The organism is Bacillus sp. IT-79MI2 (genome assembly GCF_949768135.1).
GTDB classification, from domain to species: Bacteria; Bacillota; Bacilli; order Bacillales; family Bacillaceae_G; genus Bacillus_A; species Bacillus_A pseudomycoides.
The window spans coordinates 1-20,312 of sequence record NZ_CATKPV010000057.1 but is presented as its reverse complement, the minus strand read 5'-3'; the positions used below and the strand labels follow the sequence as shown (position 1 = coordinate 20,312).

The following is a 20,312-nucleotide window of genomic DNA, read 5'->3' as shown; positions in this document are numbered from 1 at the left end:
GTATTATCATAAAAGAGAAGACAATTCTTTTCTTGACGTTTTTTGCTTTTATTTTACAGAAATTTGTAACTTTTTCATATTACATTCGTTGTTATAAGTAAAGGGGGAAAGATTAGTGAAAAAACATGGTGTGAAAGTGTACGGTATTGTCATTACTGGCCCATCGAAAGAATTAGTAAAGTTACAAAATTCTCCTCATGTTCGCGACGCTACTCTTGGAGATATTGAGTTTTGGAATTGGCTTGAGCGTCCAAGTGGTTCTCGTCACTAAAGTGAAAACAACCATTCGAAGTTGAATGGTTGTTTTCATTTTTCCTCACCCAAACGTAACCTCAATCTGAATAACTTCCGACCGGCTACCAAGTCTTAGCGGCGGTCCCCAAAAACCGAATCCAGAAGACACAATCGCATGAAATACACCCTTTTGCACATATCCCCAATCTAGTTCATACATTCTTCTCGTAATAAGATGATTTGGTGCCATTTGTCCTCTATGCGTGTGACCGGATAGTAATAAATCAACACCTGACTCCTCCGCCTGCTTTAATGCAAACGGCTGATGATCCATCGCTATAACGGGAAGTGATTTATCTACTGTGCTCATTAACTCTTCGAAACTTTGACGATCTCGCTCCGTTTTATCTCTTCTTCCAACGAGATAAAAACTATCTTCAATTTTGATTACTTCATCTAACATGATATGAATATCAATTTTCTTCATCTCTTGCAGAAACTCTGGAATTGCCCCGCCGTAATATTCATGATTTCCAAGTACTCCATACACACCAAGAGGCGCCTGCATTTGTTTCATAACTTGTCCCATGTTCTTTTTTATAAATTCTCCTGGATGATCGTCAATGATATCACCAGGTAGTAAAATGATGTCCGGCTCCATTTCATTTACACGGTGGACTAATCTTTTTAAATGTGAGACACCTGATAACTTGCCGAAATGCATATCGGAAGCCATCGCAATGCGAAGTGCTTTCCGCCCTTTCGCTTCTTTTGGTATGTGAATTTCATACTTTCGAACAACTGGACTATAAGCATTGAATGTTCCATAACCAAATATGAAAAGAAACATAATAAGGGTAACAATTCCTGTCCAAATAATAGCTGTATCTCTCGGCACCGCTACCAGTTGTAAGATAAATACTGCTATATCAGCTAGCGGCAGCAAAATAAGTGCATATTGCATTACCGCAAACCAATAGGAACCAATTGTCCTTAAGAACGGAAGGAATTTGAAAACCTGGACGATTACATACGCATATGAGAATAATGCAACTAACAAAGCATAATATCCCCAAGATTGCCAACCAAAACTTGTTTGAAGCCAAACCCATCCATTCCATCCGATGTAGAACATCAGTAATGTATATAGAATCAAAATAGTAACTATATTAAAATATCGACGAATTTTCACAGCGTGCCTCCTTTTCTATTTCTTCTATTATAACTCGGCAGCTATTCAAACTATAAATATTACGTATCATAAACTGCTAACAATTCCCTATCATTTCATAAAATGAAACTTTAATCAGCGGGGTTTTCTTCATCTCCCCCTAATCTCTTTGCTTTTGCTGAATGTTGTAGTGCTTACTACCCAAAAAAGTTTGCTCATTTTAGGATACGTTTTGTTGAGCAGGGACATTTTCTTTTATTGTAAAGTTTTATTACCTTCTGCTATATTTAAAAAGAAACTAAAGGAAGTGCTACTTGATGAAACAGGCTCTAGTAATCATTGACATGCAAGAAATTTTCTTTAATTATCCCCAAAACTATTTATTTAATAATGAGCAATTAGTTACAAATATAAACGAACTAATTAAGCAAGCTCATGAAAAAAATATACAAGTTATCTTTATTCAACATACGAGTCAAAACGAACAAGACGAACTTTTTGAAGGAAAAGATGACTGGAAACTTCATAAAAATTTATTCCTATCCCCTACCGATAAAATTATCCAAAAATCAAAATGGGATTCATTCTATCAAACTGAACTCTTAGATTACTTAAAGACCAATGAAATAGAACAACTTATTTTCGCAGGAGCACAGACTGAGTTTTGTCTCGACACGACTATTAGAGCTGCCTTTAGTTTAGGGTATCAAAAAAATCTACTTTTCAAAGAAACACATAGTACAATAGATGGTGCTATTTTAGATGCGGGTGATATTATTAATCATCATCAATCTATTTGGAATAACAGATTCCTAACTGTCATTGATGGTAAAATAAAATTATAAATATAGAATTCTATTATAAAAATAAAACGAACCATCCTTATTTACGGACGGTTCGTTTTATTTTCCCTAACAGTTATCCATGTTTTATGCTTGCACTGCCTTTTCCCTTAACGCTCTTCTAAGTAGTTTACCAGTCGTATTCTTCGGCAACTCCTTCAAAAACTCGATACTCTTTGGCACCTTATATTTTGCAAGATGTAAAGAACAGTAATGCGTTAACTCTTCTTCTGTTACCACACCATTCTTCAGAACAACATAGGCGCGCACTGCTTCTCCTAAATTTTCATCTGGAACACCAATCGCAACCACTTCCGCAACCTCCTCATGTTGGTATAATACTTCTTCTACTTCACGAGGATATACGTTATAACCACCTACAAGGACAATATCTTTTTTACGATCAACAATATAAAAGTAACCTTCATCATCCATTCTTGCTAAGTCTCCTGTATACAACCATCCATCACGAAGCACTGCCGCTGTGTCTTCTGGTGCATTATAATATCCTTTCATCACGTTTGGACCACGAACAATTAATTCACCTACTTCGCCTACAGAAACTTCTTCCCCAAGCTCATTCACAATTTTATTTTCCACATGCCAAATATTTGTTCCAATAGAACCTGGTTTACGCGGACGATCTAATGGATTAAAGCAAGTAACTGGTGAAGCCTCTGATAATCCATATCCCTCTGAAACAATAACATTAAAGCGATTTTCAAAGTTTTTCAGGAGAGCAACAGGCATAGAAGCCCCGCCAGAAATACATAGACGAAGTGTCTGAACATCGTCTGCGCTTGCTTCCTCATATAAATATAAATAATTGTACATTGTCGGTACACCGGCAAATATTGTCGGTTCATACGTACGACAAATACGAAATACTTCTTTCGGACTAAACTTTGGTAACATTAAAATCGTTGCACCGTTAACAATTGGGGCATTCACTGCAACTGTTAAACAAAACACATGAAACATTGGAAGCGCAGCAACAACGCGATCATCCGCAGTATATTGTAAATACGATGCTACATCGCTAGCATTACTATATAAATTTTTATGTGTAAGCATAGCGCCTTTTGGCTTTCCAGTTGTTCCTGACGTATACAAAATAACAGCTACGTCTTCTTCAGTTAGCTCAGGACCTTCATAAGATAGATCACCGGTTCCTATAAGACTAGTAAACGTTTTCATTTTTTCAGTTTCTGTATGATTAAAATCTGCTGAGGTTTCACATATGATGATATGTTCAAGAGAAGGAAGTCTTGTTGTAAGAGATTGTATAACAGGTAGAAGAACGTCGAGTGTGATGATTGTTTTTACATCTCCATTTTGTAAAATATAATGCATTTCGTCTGCTGTATAAATTGGATTAATTGGAATGACAGTTGCTCCAGCTTTCATCGTCCCATATAAACCAACTAAAAAATGTGGTGAATTACCAACAATTAATGCGACATTGTCCCCTTTCCCAATGCCCATTTTTGCTAAATTACCAGAAAACCTTGTGACCGTTTTGTTTAATTGGTCATATGAGACCGACTGATCCATAAATATATACGCCGGTTTCTCTCCTTTCTGTTTTGCTGTTTCAGCTAAAGATTGAACGAGATTCACACAAACCCCACCTTTATAAAATTTAGAAAATTTAAAAATTCTAAATACATTATATTAAAAGAAAATTAAAACAGCAAGTAACATTTAATTAACTGCATATAAATGAGCATTCATTCATTTTTTAATTAGAGACTCTATTTCTTGTTTTTATGCGCTTTTTTGCAACAAAATAAAAAACAGTCATACGGACAATATGACTGTTTTTACGAGTTAAAAGAATAACGCTAAGAAATCTTCTTTTGTTATATTACCAAAGTAGCGTTTTACATCTACATCTTCTAAAGCCGCGGCAAAAGCTTCTTTATCAAACTGTACTCCTGTTAAACACTCTTCAATATCATGAACATCTTCCACGCCAAAGAAATCACCGTATACTTTACATTCTGTCACTGTTCCTTTTGTTACCTCTAGGCGAACATCAACTTGTCCAACTGGGAAACGGTGTGAATGTTGTAAGTTGAACTTAGGAGACTTTCCGTAGTTCCAATCCCAATTACGGTAGCGCTCTTCAGAAATTTTGTAGATTTCTTTCCAATCTTCTTCTGTTAATTCATACGTTGGAATTTCTGTTTCGCCTTCAAAAATCGTCGCTAGAAGAAGCTGTTTAAATTCTTCCGTTGTCATTTTTTCATTTAAAAATTCCGTAATGTTCGCTACGCGGCTACGAATTGATTTAATCCCTTTTGATTGAATCTTATCCATTTTTACTTTGAGTGCAGATACAACGTGATCGATTTCAGAATCAAATAGTAATGTACCGTGACTAAACATACGACCTTTCGTTGAAAACTGCGCATTACCTGAAATTTTTCTACCTTCAGCTAAAATGTCATTTCGACCGCTAAGCTCTGCATTTACACCTAATTTTCCAAGCGCTTTCGTAACAGGCTCTGTGAACTTTTTAAAGTTATGAAAACTATCCCCATCATCTTTCGTAATAAAGCTGAAGTTTAAGTTCCCTAAATCATGATATACAGCGCCTCCGCCAGACAAGCGTCTTACGACATGAATACCTTTTTCTTTTACATAATCAGCATTAATTTCTTCTACTGTGTTTTGGTTTTTTCCAATGATAATAGAAGGTTCGTTAATGTAGAACAAAAGGTATGTTTCGTTAATATCTAAATTTTTCACGCAGTATTCTTCAATCGCTAAGTTAATTGTTGGATCTGTAATTCCTTTATTATCAATAAATAACATCATATCTCACCTCATGAATTCCAAACATAACCGCTATGCGCAAGCGTAATGCGGCCGTCAAAAATTTGTTTTGCTTCTTCTACTAAATCAGATGTGTTTCCTGTGTGCGGCAGATGCGTTAACAGTAATTCCTTTACATTTGCATTCTTTGCAATATCCGCTACTTCTGTACTATTCATATGCCCTGCTTTCGCAGCTTCCTGATGTGCATACATATTGCACTCACAAATAAATAAATCTGCATCTTTTGTAAATGGAATAAATTCAGGAATGTAGCTAGAATCAGCACTATATACGATGACTTCATCTCCCACCGTAATACGCATCGCATAGCATATAACAGGATGCACCGTCTTTAAAAATGAAATAGAGAACGGTCCAATCTGTAATGTTTCTTCCGGATTGTACACAATCCCTTTCGTGTGTGGTGCATGTGTTAAGGAAGAGAATCCTTGCACATCAAATCCATGTCCATAAATCGGTAGTTCTGGTAATTGCCCTTTTGCCATGCTTGTAATTAATCTTGCATATTGCAATACCCCAATATCCGCAACATGGTCGTGATGATAATGTGATAACAGAACCGCATCTATATCAGATGGTGTTATATATTTTTGAATCTGTGCTAGTACACCACTACCACAGTCAACAAGTAAACGAAAACCATCGTGTTCAAACAAATACCCCGACGTTGCTTCTCCCACTTCTGGAAAGCCGCCCCAAAAGCCAACAACAGTCATTTTCATATGTATCCATCCTTTCTAAACCACTAGAAATGCAGTATTCTTCCTCTAATGAGAAAGATTTTTACTTACACTCTACATTGTTAACTATAATCCATTTCCTAAACTTTTTCATTATTTTTCACTTTGTTATAAAACAGTTGTTGACATTTTGTTTTTGTACTAATACAATGATACTAAGAAATGGAAATGGAGGGATTTACATGATCGATCAACCGATGGAATTTTTCAGAAATTTACCAACAAAAACGTGTGCGCACTGCGGGAAGGAAATTGATGAGCAACACGAAGCATATCATAATAAATGTGACGATTGCGTTCACGAAGAATAATAGTTTGTAAACATAAGAAAAACCTAGCAGACATTGTCTACTAGGCTAGTAACATCGTATTTTTCATCGTTGAACCTTTCACCAAGAGCTCCAGTTCAAACTCATACAACTCTTTTTTGCGATAATTTTTCGTATGGATTTTATCCATCATTAAATCAACAACTTTATGAGCCATTTCATCAATTGGCTGTTCAATCGTTGTAATACCCGGCTCTGTAATCTGTGATAAAATTTGATTATCAAAGCCAACTACAGCTAAATCATCAGGAATACTCCAGCCATGGCGTTTCGCTTCTGCGATAATTCCAGCTGCGACTTCATCGCCTCCTGCCAAAATAGCGGTAGGATTTTTTTTGTCCTTTAATACTTCATGGAATATTCTTTTTCCATCTTCCCAAGAGAAAGCGTTTTCAAGAAAATCAATCGCTTCTACTTCTTTGCTCTTTTCAGTGATTGCACGTAAAAAGCCCATTTTTCGCTGTTGGCTCACTACTTTTGTTTCATTTCCACGGCAAAAAATAAGGTTGCGATAATCTTGTTCTAGCACATGTTTCGCAGCTATGTATGCCCCTTGTGCATGATCAAATTTAACCGTTGGAATATTTGCTTCTTCAATGTATTCATTACATAACACGATTGGACCGTGTTGTAAATATGGCTCCACGTTCTCCCATGGATTCTCAAGTGAACATAAGATAATACCATCAACTTGTTTTGTTGATAACAGTTGTAAGTATTCCATCTCTTTTTCTGGTAAGTATCTTGTTTGGCAAATAATCAGTTTATATTTATGTTCAGAAGCAGCAATTTCAATTGCTTCAATAAATCTACTGAAAAAAGGATTTGTAATCCTTGGAACAAGAACTGCAATTGTTTCTGTTTTCTGTTTACGAAGTCTTCTTGCTGCAGAATTAGGAACGAATCCTAAATGCTTCATCGCCAATTGAACTCTCTTTTTCTTCTCATCTGATACATACGGATGGTTGTTAATCACCCGAGAAACCGTTGTTCTTGATAACCCCGCTAATTTCGCCACGTCCTCGATCGTTGACACGAAATTCTCCCCCTTTGTATGAAAACGTTTTCTTAAGTAGATTATATAGTATATTATTGGAAACTGCAATACGAGTTCGGATGATTTTACTATATTAATATTATACATAGGGAAAAGTCTGTTATTTGCAGGAAGATTTGACTCCTATTTAGAACATCACAATAAGGATATTTATTACATATGAAGGATGATATTTCATGAATCGAACAGATCGTTTACTCTCTATTCTCATTGAGTTACAGAGAAAACAAATTGTTACAGCTCAAAGTTTAGCGGGAAAATTTGAGACGTGTAAAAGAACAATATATAGAGACATGCAAGCACTCAGTGAATCAGGTGTCCCAATCTTTTCAATGCCTGGACAAGGTTATTCTTTAATGGATGGTTATTTCTTGCCGCCCATTCAATTCAAACCAGAAGAGGCAGTAACTCTTCTATTAGGAAGTGATTATGTCGAACAAAATCTCGACTCAGCTTTTTCTATACATGCAAAATCTGCTAAAGAAAAATTAGAAGCAATCCTCCCTTCTGAACAGCAAAAGAAGGTCAAGAAGTTAAGAGGAACTTTTCGTTTCCTCTCCGGTACCTTCTCTCATCAAACATTTGCTCAAGAACAACTAGAGAAACAACTTCTTCTATTACAAGAAGCTATTCAGGAACAACAATGTGTTTCTTTTTCTTATCGTAAACCGAATCAAAGTGAACAAAATAAACGTACGGTAAATCCTTATGGTTTAGTCAATATTTCAGGGATTTGGTACATTGTTGCCCATTGTCTACTTCGGCAACAAATACGTCATTTCCGTTTGGATCGTATGGACAACTTACAGCAAGAGCAAACGTTCTTTACTAAACCGGAGAACTTTTATTTACCAGACTATCAACCTGAAAATAATCGAACCATTATCATTCATTTATTATTTCCATCCCATATTGCACACAAAATTATTGAGTCTCGCTACTTTTTTATAGATTCCTATGAACAAAAAGATGATAGCTTTCATGTATTTTTGAAATCAAGAAATATAGATGAAGTATTTTCTTGGATATTGAGCTGGGGAAGCCAAGTAAAAGTGTTAGAACCGACTATTCTTTCGAAGAAAATTCGAGAAGAAGCAAAGAAAATGCTACAAATGTAATTTTTTCTTTCACTACTGACATAACGGTGTCAACATCATTCATTTATAGTAGTCCTTAAGACCGAAATCTTATACAAGAAAAGGAGTTAATACGATGAATCCAAATGTCATTTTAGAGAAATTCGAAAGTTTAGCAATGTATTACATTGAAGAATTGGAAAAATACTCCCTTGAACAGTTGAGAAGAAAACCGTCCGAAGACGAATGGTCTCTTGGACAAATGTATAATCATTTACTTGCAGCTTCAAATATGCAATTAGACGCCATTGCAAAATGTACAACTGATTCTGCAACTATAGATGGTAAAAAAACAAAAATGGGTGAAAAAGTATATAAGGAAGGTGCTTTTCCTCCGATACAAATAAAGGTACCTAATCGCCCTGGATACACGCCTGAAAATCCTACAGATAAAGAGGAAATTAAACAAGCATTGTTACAGATCATTGAGAAAATGAAAGAGATTGACCCGCAACTCCCTTCAATTCTAGCCAATTATAAAGTGGAACATCCAGGACTTGGGTACTTAAATGCTGTAGAGTGGTTTCAATTGATTTATATGCATTTCTCTCACCACCTTCATCAGAAGGAAAGGCTGGAGCAGCATATTATTCTAAAATAAGTGATACTTTATTACTAGAGATATAGTTGCTCATTAATGTGAATGACCCCTCCTTAACACTCTTACGAGTTGTTTGAAGAAGGGGACTTCTGTTGGAGTGCTGTTAAATAAGAAAAAGGATTCCCTATATTTTAGGAATCCTCTTTTTCATCTGGAACAGAAGTAAACTAGTACACTTAGTTAAAGATTGTTTTCAAATTAATTTAACCCGATTTATCCCGCATTAACAGACAGTACCAATCCTTTTAGGCTAAGTCCTTAGTTACTAACATAGAACGGTTTTGAAGGCCTTTGGAACGCAGACTATACCCGACTACTTTTTTCTTGTATTGTTTGATTACATCAACGTGATCGTCGTAACTGTACACAGAAAAACGAACATCGGTTTTTCCTCTCTTCGTATTAATAACTACTGGAGTCCCACTGCTCTGTGGAGGAAAATAATATTTCTCTAAAAATATCGCTTCATTAAATTGATCAATAATTTGAGCTTTATCTTTACCTTCTAATTGCTTTCCATCGATGGTTACAGTGACAGCCGCATCACTAAGTTTTGGATGCAATTCAAATTTGCTGGAAAGCGACTTCACAACAGAGCTTGGAAGGCTCGTCACTATTATTTTAATACCACCGAGAATAATTAACATAACTATAAAATATGTCGTCATATTGTATCATCTCCATTACGCTCTAAATTAATATGATCACATTATTAATATTACCATAGTGTAAATGGTTATTTTTTGTACATTATGTGAAACTTGGTAAACCAAAGAAACATACTAGGATTAGTCTGTTTTTCTATAATCTATAAATCCCCCCACTTATTCCACGCTTCCTTGGCATTTACATGATACATACTTTTATTCCGATCCATAAATCCATGAATGATGAATTCTCTTCTAATTGTACAAAAATCTTCATGATACTGTTTATTAAAAAACCTAGAGGATCACTCCCCTAGGCTTCTATCGATTTTTCTTCTACTAAATTCCGAAATTGTCGCTTATGCATCCAAGTTAACGAACCAATTGTTCCAAGTGACAACAGAACAATAAAGATCGTTAATATACCTGCGTTTTGCCACATAAACCCGAAGTCTCCACTTGATACAACTGCCTTAAATCCTGATACAGAATATGTCATTGGTAACCAAGCGTTAAAGTGTTGTAAAAATTTCGGGATTAACTCAAGTGGGAATGTACCTGCGCTTGTTGTTAACTGCATAATTAATGTTAAAATCGCAATAAAACGTCCTGCATCTCCAAAAGCTGTTACTAAACATTGAATTAACGCAATAAATGCTAAGCTTGTAAGAATACTAAACAGAATGAAATATGGAACACTCTGTACTTCCACACCTAACCCTAGCAATAGCACTAAATCCGCTACTAAAGCCTGAATAATACCCACTGATAATAGAACACCAAATTTACTAATAAACCAGCTAAATCCTGATTTTGGAACACCAACTGTATCACGTAATGGATACACAATCGATAATAAAAGTGCCCCAACAAATAAACCTAGAGATAAGAAATATGGTGTAAATCCTGTTCCGTAGTTTGGAACCTCTGACATTTTCTCAGTTTGTACTTTCACCGGATCTGCAAACATATCATATGTTTTATCCGTTCCTTTTACTTCATTTGTTTTCTCTGCGCCTTCGCCGAGTTTTGTAGCTAATTCACCAGTTCCGTCGTTTACTTTTACTAAGCCATCTGTTACTTTTCCGGAGCCGTTTGCTAGTTGATTGATGCCGTCTATTAATTTACCAGAACCGTCTGATAATGTATTTAAGCCGTTTGTTACTTTTCCGGAGCCATTTGCTAATTGATTAACACCATCGATTAACTGGCCTGAACCGGCAGATAATTTACCTAAACCACCGTTTAATTTACCAGCTCCTTCTGTTAATTGATTAACACCATCAACTAATTGTGAACTACCACCCGCTAACTCGCTTATACCACTATTTAATTGCTTACTTCCTCCTGCTAATTCACTAGCACCATTCTTCGCTTCTCCTAATTTTTCACCCAATGTTTGGAAGTTAGCAACAAACCCAGTTTTTGGATATGACAATCCATTTGCCAATTTGTTTGCTCCTTCAGCAAGCTGTTGTTGACCACCTTTTAGCTTATCAACACCATTTTTCAGTAAAGCTTGACCATTTTGAAGGTCATTTGCACCATCAGCAAGTTTTTGCGCACCTACTTGAATTTTCCCCGCACCCTCTTGACCTGCAAGTCTTTTTGTACCTTCTGCAATTCCGCCTGTGCCACCTACAACTTTTTTACTCCCCGCTATTAGCTCCTCCATAACAGGTTCTAATTGTTTTCTAGATTCTTCAGGTAAACTTTTAATTTTTTCATTCAATACTGCTAAACCATCATCCACTTGTTTGGCACCATCTGCAGTCTGACTAGCCTTAGTATATAGACTATCTGCGTTTGCTTTCCACTGTGATACACCTTGTGCCAGTTCATTGGCTCTCTTACTAATTTGTTCAGATCCATATGTTAGCTCTGGTAATTTATTTTGCATATCGGTTACACCAGCTAATGATTCCTGTAAACCACCTTTTAAATCATTCGCACCTTTTTGAATATCTTGTACGCCTGCCGCTAACTTTCCGTGACCATCTTGAAGCTGACCAAGACCTGCTTCTAATTTATCCGCTCCTGTTTGCAACTTAGCAGCTCCATCAGAAGCTTTTTGTAAACCATTATTAAATACTAACGACTTACTAGCTAGCAATTGTAAGTTTCGATATATTTCCGAAGAACCATTTGACAATTCTCCAATACCATTTTTCATTTCACCTGACTTACTGATTAACGTATTTAAACCGTTTGTTACTTGACCAGATCCATCTAATAACTGGCTAACTCCATCCTTCATCTCACCAGACTTCCCTTGCAGCGTATGCAAACCATCTGTGACTTTGCTAGAACCATCGTGTAATTCTCCAGCACCATTATGTAACTTATTCGCTCCATCCGATCCATCAGTAAACCCTTTGGAAACATCTTTTATAGAATCAAACATTTTCTCTGCATACGTTTTTGTTAGCGTATTAGAAACTTCACCTTTAATTTTTTCAATAGCTGTTCCGCCGATTTGTGAAGATAAGAAGTTCAAGCTTTCATTTGGAATATATTCTAAGTTTAATGGTCTTGGATTTTCTTTTAACAGCGTTGTCGCATTGTCTGAGAAATTTTCTGGAATCCGAACTAACATATAATATTTTCGATTTTCCATTCCCTCTTTTGCTGTTCTTTCACTGACAAACTCCCATTTAAAACTTTTATTGTCTTTTAATTCGTCGACTAATCCTTTACCAACTTCAATTGGTTTCCCATCAAATACTGCACCTTTATCAAGATTGACTACTGCAACCGGCAAATCATCTAATTGTTCATACGGATCCCAAAACGCCCATAAAAACATGCCCGCATATAAGAGTGGTACAAATAAAACAGCAATAATAGGTATTAAGATTTTTTTGCTTTTTATAATTTCCGTAAATTCCTTACCAAGCAACTTGAATCCTCTCATTATTTCTCCTCCTTCAATTAATGACCAAAATGTTCAGTTGGTCATTTTTAAGTAAATAAAAAGGTTATATTCTGTTATATATATTACCTAACCCTAACTTTTATTCCGCTATTTGCAGACAGTAAGACCTCCAAAACAAAGAAGATATCAACTTTCCATAAAAACCCGATTAGTGAGCGCTAATAATTAGCAGAGGATGAAGATTAACATTTCACCTTATCTCTATACTCTATGCACCTTTTTATTTTGAATGACTATTAAATTCATTTGGTCAACGTGAACGTATTCAAAAATTATCTTTTAACAACCTTACATACGTAATCTGATTTTTTCTTTACATCCTCCTTTTTAAAATTATGACCAATTTGTTCATTTAGTCATTTTTAACTATAGTAAAAGGATTATCTTAGTTTGACAATCCCTTTAACAAATAAAGTTCAAATAATTCTGCAATTCTTTCCTTTTCTAATGGTTCATGATTCTTTTCCCAATCGAAAATAAGTGATACATATAGTCGAAGCATGATAAACGCCGTAATTTCTGGATCACACTTACTAATTTCACCTTTTTCAATCGCAATTTCTAAATAAGATTGAATAACAGATACAATTTCAACATCTACTTGTTGCATAACATCTTGTACTTCTTTTGTTCCCATATCTCGCTCTTCTTGAATCAGTTTAATCATGAGCTGATGTTCTTTTCTAAATTCTAAGATGCTATATAATGCTCTATGTACATTTTCAAAAAATGAAACATCTGGACGAATTGCTTCTTTTGAAACTTGCTTCATTTCAGTAATTAAATTAGAAATAATTTCGCCAAATAATTCTTCTTTATTTTTGAAAAAAGTATAAATTGTTCCTTTCCCTACATTCGCTAATTTTGCGACTTGATCCATTGTTGTCGCCTTATAACCAAATGCTGAAAAAGATTTTGTTGCAGCTTCAATAATAGAACGTTTTCGATCGACTGCCATATCTTCACCTCCAAAAATGACCAATCGGACAATCTAGTCAATTAGTACATTTTTGATATTATCACGGTTTTCCATTGTTTACAAGTTCTCTTTTTATTTATTTCCAAGTATAAAACATTTAAATCTATACATCGACTTTTATTTAAGATACTACTGTCATAGTGTATCAAAAAAAGGGAGAAAATGAAAAGGTAAAGAAACGTAGTAACATACATTAGCAAATATCAAGCAATTTTATTCACTTGAAATTGGAACAATACCTTGATTTCCTTTACAATCGGGCTCTTCCTCTAATATCTATTCGTATCAAAAAAGTGTTCTTATTTCAACATAGAAAGCAGGGTTTTCTCCATTTCTGCCTTATTTAAATCATCATCCATTGTTTCTTTGTATTCAGCTTCACCTCTAGTAAAAATATCATTAACTATTACAATTTGATAGGCACTATTCTTGCCTTTTGCAGGAATAAGTACTTTCATGCCTTTTAATTTACTAGGCGGACTATAAGAAGGAGGCGTAATAAAGACTACTTGGTCTCCTTCTAATTCATATTTTTCTATACCGTCTTCCCAAGGAAGCATGTAACGAAGTGGGTCCTTGTTCTTCTCAAAAACCTGTGATTGATAAAGTGAAACTTCCATCAGTGGGGGGATTCTTCATCCCCACTGATGGTTAGTTGAACAAATCGGGCTTTTACGGGCAGTTGATCCCCCACCTATCTTCCTCGTTTCTCTCTGTATCTTGAGGTGGGGGTCTTACTGCCCGTTAATGCGGGATAAATTGTATAACCATATTTTGGAAATTACTACTATAGTAAATAAAAAATTAAGCAACGAAAACAATATCTTTTATGAATTTTCCCTCTTTTTTAAATTATCAATTGAAAAAACAAGAAAACCTTTACAGTTAATGGTAATATAAAACATAGATATATTTATTAAAAATAGTGGGGGCTCTTTCAATCATGATGCGTGCACTTAGCTTACATATAAAACAAGCCTTTTTAAATAAGATTTCTCTCACTCTCTTGTTTAGTTGGCTGATTCTTGTTTCAATTTATCATTATTTCTATATTTCAAAATATTTAGGAGGGGTACCTGACGAGCTTTTAGCAACGGCTTATAAATGGATTGGCTTTCGTGATGATGAAATGGATGTGTATTTGCTTTTAATGCCTGTACTAGCAGCACTCCCCTTTAGTACAAGCTATAACTCTGATAAAGCTGATAAATTCAAATCATTTGTAAGTAAAGAAGTTCCCTTTTTTCCCTATGTATGTACGAAATATATCGTTACCTTCCTAATCGGGGGGCTTCTTTATATTCTCCCATTCGTATTTTCATTGCTCTTTTGTAAGCTGACAATCCAAGATGGCATTCCTACACCCGCCTTAGGTGTTATAAAAGACAACGGTATGTTTGCATCATTGTATTTCTCTTCTCCAATTACTTATATTTCCCTATATATTGGGATTAATTTTTTGTTTGCTGGTCTTATGGCAGTTTTAGGTTTAGCTGCATCTATATGGTCACAAAAAGATTATATGGCCATTTTATTTCCGTTTGCTGTTACCTCTCTTCCATATGTGATTTTAAATATTATATTCCCTACAATTGGAGGAGCACCTATTCATTTATACGACCCAAAACAGCCGCTCCAAGGAATGTCGCCTTACATTTTAATCATGCAATGCACCTTATTTTTTGGAATTAGTTTATTTATGTATATGAAAGGTGTACAGAAAGATCGGAAGAAATATATGCGGAGACTTCAAAAAAGAATGCGATGTAAAAAATCCATTCAAAAATCAGTTAGTATGTAATGTAAAATATCCCTCAGCAATTATGCTGAGGGATATTTATACTTATGAAGCTTTTTTCAAATCAATTTGAGCCAGTACCGGATCATGATCACTTACACGACCTTGTTCCTTCATAATATTTGAATTTAAATGTACAGGATCTACAACTGTATGAGGTGCAATGTTATTTGTCACTAAAATATGATCTAACACTTGTGCATTTCCTTCATGAATATATGTGTAACGATTTTCTTTCGAAACCGTTTCTAACATATCTTGCATGTTTTCTGCTTTTAATGCTTGCAGTGGTTTCGAGAATTCGAAGTCATTCATATCACCAACTATAACAACTGGTGCATTCACATCTCGTTTTTGAATTCCTTTTACAAAATTGTTTGCTTCTTGCGCGAGCTGAATTCGTTTCTCTTCACTCTTTAATACAAGTGGTTGAATTTTCCCGAACGGCGTTGCATCACCAAGTTTTGAATTTAAGTGATTTGAAACAACGACAATATTTTGTCCTTGGAATGTAAACTCAGCAGCTAACGGTTTACGAGTATTATCAAATAACGGATTGTCTTGTCCTATGCGCATTGGATTTGTTTCTAACAACTTTGGCTTATCTGCTAACTTCACACGTGATGCATTATAGAAAAAGCCAACGCGAATATTCGCTCCAGGTGCCCCGCCATCTTGGTTATTTTGCGGCGCAACTTCTACATATTCATATTTTGGTCCATGAATCTCTTGTACCGCATCAATAATACGCTTTGCACTTAAAGAAGCATCCGTTGTTCCATCATTGATTGATCCATTATTATCTTGCATTTCTTGTACACCAATAATGTCTGGCATCTTTAAATTATATTTAATAGAATATGCCATCGCTTTTACCTTTTCATTAGATGTTTCTTTTGCATTCGCTGAAAAGTTTTCAATGTTATATGTTGCTACTGTTAATTTTCCAAGGCGAGGTTGAATATTTGCCCCTACTTGTTTAAATCCACCATCTGTTACTGATGGTAATTCTGTTACTGGTGAAATTCGATACGCACCATAGTCATACCCGACTACACCTGTTATATCCCCAGTAAACTTGTCTCCTGCTTTCGCTACATAATCACGAGGTACTTTTAAAGATAGACGCTCTGGATTGAATTGGTTCTCGCCTAATAACGGCGTTCCATATTTCGTAGTTACTTTATCTCCACCATTTGCAACTGTTACATATAAATTCCCATTTTTCTGCGGTCCAACAATTTGAGGAGTCGGCATTGTAACACGCATGCCTTCTAAACTTTCATAAAAATCAATTGCATCTTCATTTGGATCGAATACACCAAATGCATCATTATCAATGATTTGATCTGGAATCTTTACGCCTTTTTCACCTAACACAACCGCAGGAGGCAATTGTTGATTATTTGCTTTCACAGCAACTCGACTTGCTTTAATTTCCGTAATCACCAAATCTGTTTCAAATTTCTCAGCATATCCAGGTCCAATGAACTCTTCAACTTCTCCATCAACTTGCACAAGATCTCCGGTTGCTATATTTGCATCTTTCTTATAAACATAAATACCTTCTGAAGTCGCAGGATCATTATCAGGCTGCGGATCTTCTATATAAAAGCCATACTTATCTAACGCAGTTACCACGCCTTCTACATTTCGCACTTTCTTCCCGTCATAAGGAGAGACATGGGATTTCCCTTGAATATCATGAATACGAACTTGCTCACTTGTTACAACTGTAAAAGAAAAAGTAGCAACGGCTGAAGATGAAAGACCTTCTTTTACTCCAATTGCTTTTAGAACACTGTTTTCATTTAAAACAATCGGTTCATTATAACGAATGCTTTTATCTGTTGGGATTGAGCCATCTAATGTATAATAAATCGTCGCTCCCTCTGTACTAGTTGTTAATGTAACTGCCGTTCCCTTTGCAATTTCTCCACCATTTGGTGATGCAGTAACATCGCTAACACGATTTTCTGTTTCACCTTGAAATTTATATGCTGTTACTGATTTTAAACCAGGACTATTAAAATATAATTCAAGTGTCCCTGTTAATTGAACCTTCTTCCCGACATTTTCAGGATGATCCTTTACATTCACAGCTGTTCTTACGTCACCTTTTGGCAACTGGACAGGCATAATCTTCTCTGGATTTGTCTCATTTGGAGAATCTGCAATCGCAACATTCGTATCTCCAAACTTTGCTGGATCCTTCGTATACTTAGAAGAGCTTTCTGTATATCCAACAATATACCCTTCCACTATCCCTTTACTGCTTCCTTGCTGCTGAAACAATTGAATTGCTTCATTTACTGATAATACACCCTTCTCTTCTGCTTTTGCTGTGATACTTGTGAATGAGATTAGTAGCATCAGTGATAAAAAGATACTCATTAATTTCTTCAAATCCATCTTCCTCCCTTAATTTTATATTCTCTCAGCATGTACTATCATAACAAAATGTTCTCTATAAAGAATCAAATTTCGACAAATTTTACAAAAAATTAATTTCATCCTTTTGTATGAGATTTCCATTCTGATTCTCTACTATTTTCTTACAGTATTCCATTCCTTTTAATGTTCTCTTTTTCTAACCTTTTTTTATATAACGACAAATATAATGGCTCTCGTAAATATCAACCCCTGTAGGCAATTGGGACCCCTGTTTTTCAATTACACCAGTCGGTGACAGTACCACTGCACCCTTTTGTAACTGTGAGTAAAGGTTTCTTTAACTACGACTCGAATTTTCAACATAAAGAGACAGGAGCTCGTTGCCCACTGTCTTTTATGTTGAATTATATATTTAGTTGTATTGCATATTACCGATCCATAGCTAAACATGTTATTGATGTTCTATTCTTCTAAAAAATCACATTTGCACCAGAACTAGATTTCTTCTTTATGATGCTTTGCGAATATTTATTTTTTTCCCTTCTTTACGCCACTCTTTAAATTCAGCTGTTGCTGTGAAAAGTACGTCTGTGGATGAGTTAAGTGCCGTTTCAAAAGAGTCTTGTAAAACACCTATAATAAAGCCTACTCCAACTACCTGCATAGCAACATCAGATGAGATTCCAAATAAACTACATGCTAGAGGAATCAGTAATAAAGATCCACCGGCAACCCCTGAGGCACCACAAGCGCATATAGCTGACAATACGCTGAGGATAATTGCTGTAGGAAAGTCCACTTGAATACCAAGTGTATGAACCGCTGCAAGTGTCAAAACAGAAATAGTAACAGCGGCACCACCCATATTGATCGTTGCACCTAATGGGATGGATACTGAATAACTATCCTTATTCAAACCTAGATTTTCACATAATCTCATATTTACAGGAATATTCGCAGCTGAGCTACGTGTAAAGAATGCTGTAATACCACTTTCCTTTAAGCACTTAAAAACAAGCGGGTAGGGATTTTGACGTATAAATGCGAACACAATGATTGGATTGACAATCAGTGCTACAAAGAACATACAACCAATCAAAACAGCAAGTAATTTTCCATAGCTTAGTAATGATTCAATTCCATTTGTAGTAATAGAATCCACTACTAGACCCATGATTCCTAATGGCGCAAACTTAATAGCCCATGTAACCATTTTGGATACAGCATCTGAAAAATTTGAAATCATCGTTTTTGTCGTATCAGAAGCATTTCGTAAAGCCAAACCAAGGAGTGTCGCCCAAGCTAAAATACCGATATAGTTCGCATTATAAATTGCTTTAACTGGGTTATCAACAATGTTCAGCAGTAAAGATTTGAGAACTTCTACAATACCGCCAGGAGCAGTCACACCTTCAGCACCCTTTGCAAGTGTTAAGGTTACAGGAAAAATAAAACTTACAACAACGGCGATTAATCCAGCTAAAAATGTTCCTAAAAGGTATAGGAAGATAATGGACTTCATATTCGTTTGTTGACCACTCTTGTGTTGTGCTATGGCCGACATAACCAAGAAAAGTACCAGCACAGGCGCAACTGCTTTCAAAGCCCCTACAAATAAAGTGCCCAAAATTACAACAGGTTTTGCTACTTCTGGAATTGTCAAAGATAGAATAATACCAATAATCAAACCTACAATAATTTGTTTTACCAGACTCACTTGACCCCACTTTTTCAGTATACTGTTCATAGATATTCCCCCTTTAGTTTAAGATAAAATTGCAACATTGCTACTATGGAGCTATTCATTTCTCATAACCCTACAATAAAATTAAATCTATTCCACATAGATTCCGTTGAATAATAGAGGACTTTTATTAAAACCAATTTCTATCCTAGGGTTGTGCTTTTGATTTTCTCCTCCCACACTATTTCAGAATATCTCCAAAGTTTTTCATACTAAAAAAATTCAGATAATTTCTTTAATGGATGGCCCCTTCTATCACATTCTACTCCATAAAAACAACTATCTTATCAATAAGTAGTATTATAATGATTCTTTTCATATATAACAATATTATTTACTTTATTTTTGAAAATATCTTAATTGTCAAATTATTACAAGACTAAACAATACATATCAATAATCTCTGCATGAATCATGCTTTCATAGCTAAAAAAAAGCAGTGCTTTACTTATGTAAAAACACTGCCTATTTCCTTCTAGATCATTTTCATATGTTGGTTTGGAATAAAGTTTAATTAAAAATATTAATTGTACTTGTATTGTGCAACAAACAAAAATAAACCATTTTGAAAAAAGATTGATCAAAATGGATTCTTATCCAGCAGGTTATGTTTCGGTTTTATAAAATAGTTTGTTCATTTTCTGCCTGTTTTATTCCACAATCGCGTCCTATAACGGAACAACTCTATGTCACTCAATAATTCCTTAATCCACCTTTTATTCAGATGTTCTTTTTCTTTTAGTCATAAAAAACACCCCTTCAGACAAAAATATCCAAAAGGGTAAAGCTTCACAACTTTTTTCAAAACATCGCGACTTTATTTCAAATCAACATTAGCTTGATAGCGATGTGGTGCTACCC

At 35.3% G+C, this 20,312-nt stretch carries 16 protein-coding genes and 2 pseudogenes; 6 read left to right on the top strand and 12 right to left on the bottom strand.

Annotated features, from left to right (window positions below; genetic code table 11):
- Positions 1-115 precede the first annotated feature (115 nt).
- A pseudogene (locus tag ACM6HU_RS12150) lies at positions 116-271 on the top strand (anti sigma factor C-terminal domain-containing protein); the annotation flags it as partial.
- Positions 272-316: 45 nt separating this feature from the next.
- Here ACM6HU_RS12150 and ACM6HU_RS12145 read toward each other — a convergent pair.
- A complete protein-coding gene (locus tag ACM6HU_RS12145) occupies positions 317-1,426 on the bottom strand; it encodes a metallophosphoesterase (RefSeq protein ID WP_016113711.1) in 1,110 nt (369 codons plus the stop codon).
- Positions 1,427-1,722: 296 nt separating this feature from the next.
- Between ACM6HU_RS12145 and ACM6HU_RS12140 the strand changes: the two genes are divergently transcribed.
- Positions 1,723-2,250, top strand: coding sequence for an isochorismatase family protein (locus tag ACM6HU_RS12140; protein WP_016113710.1), 528 nt, complete (start codon positions 1,723-1,725; stop codon positions 2,248-2,250).
- 84 nt (positions 2,251-2,334) lie between these two features.
- Here ACM6HU_RS12140 and ACM6HU_RS12135 read toward each other — a convergent pair whose 3' ends face one another.
- The 3 genes from ACM6HU_RS12135 to ACM6HU_RS12125 all read right to left on the bottom strand — a co-directional run bounded on the left by ACM6HU_RS12135 (position 2,335) and on the right by ACM6HU_RS12125 (position 5,813).
- A complete protein-coding gene (locus ACM6HU_RS12135; protein ID WP_016113709.1) occupies positions 2,335-3,867 on the bottom strand; it encodes a fatty acid--CoA ligase family protein in 1,533 nt (510 codons plus the stop codon).
- Between the two features lie 210 nt (positions 3,868-4,077).
- Positions 4,078-5,067 (bottom strand): lipoate--protein ligase, encoded by a 990-nt coding sequence (locus ACM6HU_RS12130; protein WP_029427577.1) that lies wholly within the window; start codon positions 5,065-5,067, stop codon positions 4,078-4,080.
- An 11-nt stretch (positions 5,068-5,078) separates the two neighbouring features.
- The gene (locus tag ACM6HU_RS12125; RefSeq protein WP_016113708.1) at positions 5,079-5,813 is read right to left on the bottom strand and encodes an MBL fold metallo-hydrolase; all 735 of its coding nucleotides are present in this window, start codon (positions 5,811-5,813) and stop codon (positions 5,079-5,081) included.
- Between the two features lie 200 nt (positions 5,814-6,013).
- Between ACM6HU_RS12125 and yhfH the strand changes: the two genes are divergently transcribed.
- A complete protein-coding gene (gene yhfH, locus ACM6HU_RS12120) occupies positions 6,014-6,142 on the top strand; it encodes a protein YhfH (RefSeq protein ID WP_000567010.1) in 129 nt (42 codons plus the stop codon).
- Positions 6,143-6,182: 40 nt separating this feature from the next.
- Here the strand turns inward: yhfH and ACM6HU_RS12115 are convergent, their stop codons facing one another.
- On the bottom strand, positions 6,183-7,196 hold the full coding sequence (locus tag ACM6HU_RS12115) for a LacI family DNA-binding transcriptional regulator (protein ID WP_016113707.1): 1,014 nt from the start codon (positions 7,194-7,196) through the stop codon (positions 6,183-6,185).
- 197 nt (positions 7,197-7,393) lie between these two features.
- Here ACM6HU_RS12115 and ACM6HU_RS12110 point away from each other — a divergent pair, with 197 nt between their 5' ends.
- Positions 7,394-8,335 carry a helix-turn-helix transcriptional regulator gene (locus ACM6HU_RS12110; RefSeq protein WP_414848208.1) on the top strand — a complete coding sequence of 314 codons (942 nt, stop codon included), beginning with the start codon at positions 7,394-7,396 and terminating at the stop codon, positions 8,333-8,335.
- 94 nt (positions 8,336-8,429) lie between these two features.
- Positions 8,430-8,954, top strand: coding sequence for a DinB family protein (locus ACM6HU_RS12105; protein WP_016113705.1), 525 nt, complete (start codon positions 8,430-8,432; stop codon positions 8,952-8,954).
- 245 nt (positions 8,955-9,199) lie between these two features.
- On the opposite strand, the gene ACM6HU_RS12100 is transcribed toward ACM6HU_RS12105, so the two are convergent.
- The 5 genes and pseudogenes from ACM6HU_RS12100 to ACM6HU_RS12080 all read right to left on the bottom strand — a co-directional run bounded on the left by ACM6HU_RS12100 (position 9,200) and on the right by ACM6HU_RS12080 (position 14,135).
- Positions 9,200-9,622, bottom strand: a complete 423-nt coding sequence (locus ACM6HU_RS12100; protein ID WP_016113704.1) for a YfmQ family protein — start codon at positions 9,620-9,622, stop codon at positions 9,200-9,202.
- A gap of 140 nt (positions 9,623-9,762) precedes the next feature.
- A pseudogene (locus tag ACM6HU_RS12095) lies at positions 9,763-9,894 on the bottom strand (DUF2087 domain-containing protein); the annotation flags it as partial.
- A gap of 20 nt (positions 9,895-9,914) precedes the next feature.
- Positions 9,915-12,515, bottom strand: coding sequence for a YhgE/Pip domain-containing protein (locus ACM6HU_RS12090; RefSeq protein WP_016113703.1), 2,601 nt, complete (start codon positions 12,513-12,515; stop codon positions 9,915-9,917).
- A 406-nt stretch (positions 12,516-12,921) separates the two neighbouring features.
- Positions 12,922-13,494: a TetR/AcrR family transcriptional regulator gene (locus tag ACM6HU_RS12085; RefSeq protein WP_016113702.1), complete on the bottom strand. Its 573-nt coding sequence runs from the start codon at positions 13,492-13,494 to the stop codon at positions 12,922-12,924.
- Between the two features lie 320 nt (positions 13,495-13,814).
- Positions 13,815-14,135 (bottom strand): hypothetical protein, encoded by a 321-nt coding sequence (locus tag ACM6HU_RS12080; RefSeq protein ID WP_229165993.1) that lies wholly within the window; start codon positions 14,133-14,135, stop codon positions 13,815-13,817.
- 323 nt (positions 14,136-14,458) lie between these two features.
- On the opposite strand from ACM6HU_RS12080, the gene ACM6HU_RS12075 reads away from it, so the two are divergent.
- On the top strand, positions 14,459-15,316 hold the full coding sequence (locus tag ACM6HU_RS12075) for a hypothetical protein (RefSeq protein ID WP_016113700.1): 858 nt from the start codon (positions 14,459-14,461) through the stop codon (positions 15,314-15,316).
- Between the two features lie 42 nt (positions 15,317-15,358).
- On the opposite strand, the gene ACM6HU_RS12070 is transcribed toward ACM6HU_RS12075, so the two are convergent.
- Positions 15,359-17,725: a DUF6359 domain-containing protein gene (locus tag ACM6HU_RS12070; protein WP_033671824.1), complete on the bottom strand. Its 2,367-nt coding sequence runs from the start codon at positions 17,723-17,725 to the stop codon at positions 15,359-15,361.
- 490 nt (positions 17,726-18,215) lie between these two features.
- A complete protein-coding gene (sstT, locus tag ACM6HU_RS12065; RefSeq protein WP_016113698.1) occupies positions 18,216-19,454 on the bottom strand; it encodes a serine/threonine transporter SstT in 1,239 nt (412 codons plus the stop codon).
- Positions 19,455-20,312: the final 858 nt, after the last annotated feature.

Bases quoted from the DNA above. Each gene is read 5' to 3' on its own strand.
- ACM6HU_RS12080 (WP_229165993.1), bottom strand. From the start codon at position 14,135: ATGGAAGTTTCACTTTATCAATCACAGGTTTTTGAGAAGAACAAGGAC.
- ACM6HU_RS12075 (WP_016113700.1), top strand. From the start codon at position 14,459: ATGATGCGTGCACTTAGCTTACATATAAAACAAGCCTTTTTAAATAAG.
- ACM6HU_RS12105 (WP_016113705.1), top strand. From the start codon at position 8,430: ATGAATCCAAATGTCATTTTAGAGAAATTCGAAAGTTTAGCAATGTAT.
- ACM6HU_RS12125 (WP_016113708.1), bottom strand. From the start codon at position 5,813: ATGAAAATGACTGTTGTTGGCTTTTGGGGCGGCTTTCCAGAAGTGGGA.
- ACM6HU_RS12070 (WP_033671824.1), bottom strand. From the start codon at position 17,725: ATGGATTTGAAGAAATTAATGAGTATCTTTTTATCACTGATGCTACTA.
- ACM6HU_RS12110 (WP_414848208.1), top strand. From the start codon at position 7,394: ATGAATCGAACAGATCGTTTACTCTCTATTCTCATTGAGTTACAGAGA.
- ACM6HU_RS12090 (WP_016113703.1), bottom strand. From the start codon at position 12,515: ATGAGAGGATTCAAGTTGCTTGGTAAGGAATTTACGGAAATTATAAAA.
- sstT (WP_016113698.1), bottom strand. From the start codon at position 19,454: ATGAACAGTATACTGAAAAAGTGGGGTCAAGTGAGTCTGGTAAAACAA.
- yhfH (WP_000567010.1), top strand. From the start codon at position 6,014: ATGATCGATCAACCGATGGAATTTTTCAGAAATTTACCAACAAAAACG.
- ACM6HU_RS12130 (WP_029427577.1), bottom strand. From the start codon at position 5,067: ATGTTATTTATTGATAATAAAGGAATTACAGATCCAACAATTAACTTA.
- ACM6HU_RS12140 (WP_016113710.1), top strand. From the start codon at position 1,723: ATGAAACAGGCTCTAGTAATCATTGACATGCAAGAAATTTTCTTTAAT.
- ACM6HU_RS12085 (WP_016113702.1), bottom strand. From the start codon at position 13,494: ATGGCAGTCGATCGAAAACGTTCTATTATTGAAGCTGCAACAAAATCT.
- ACM6HU_RS12100 (WP_016113704.1), bottom strand. From the start codon at position 9,622: ATGACGACATATTTTATAGTTATGTTAATTATTCTCGGTGGTATTAAA.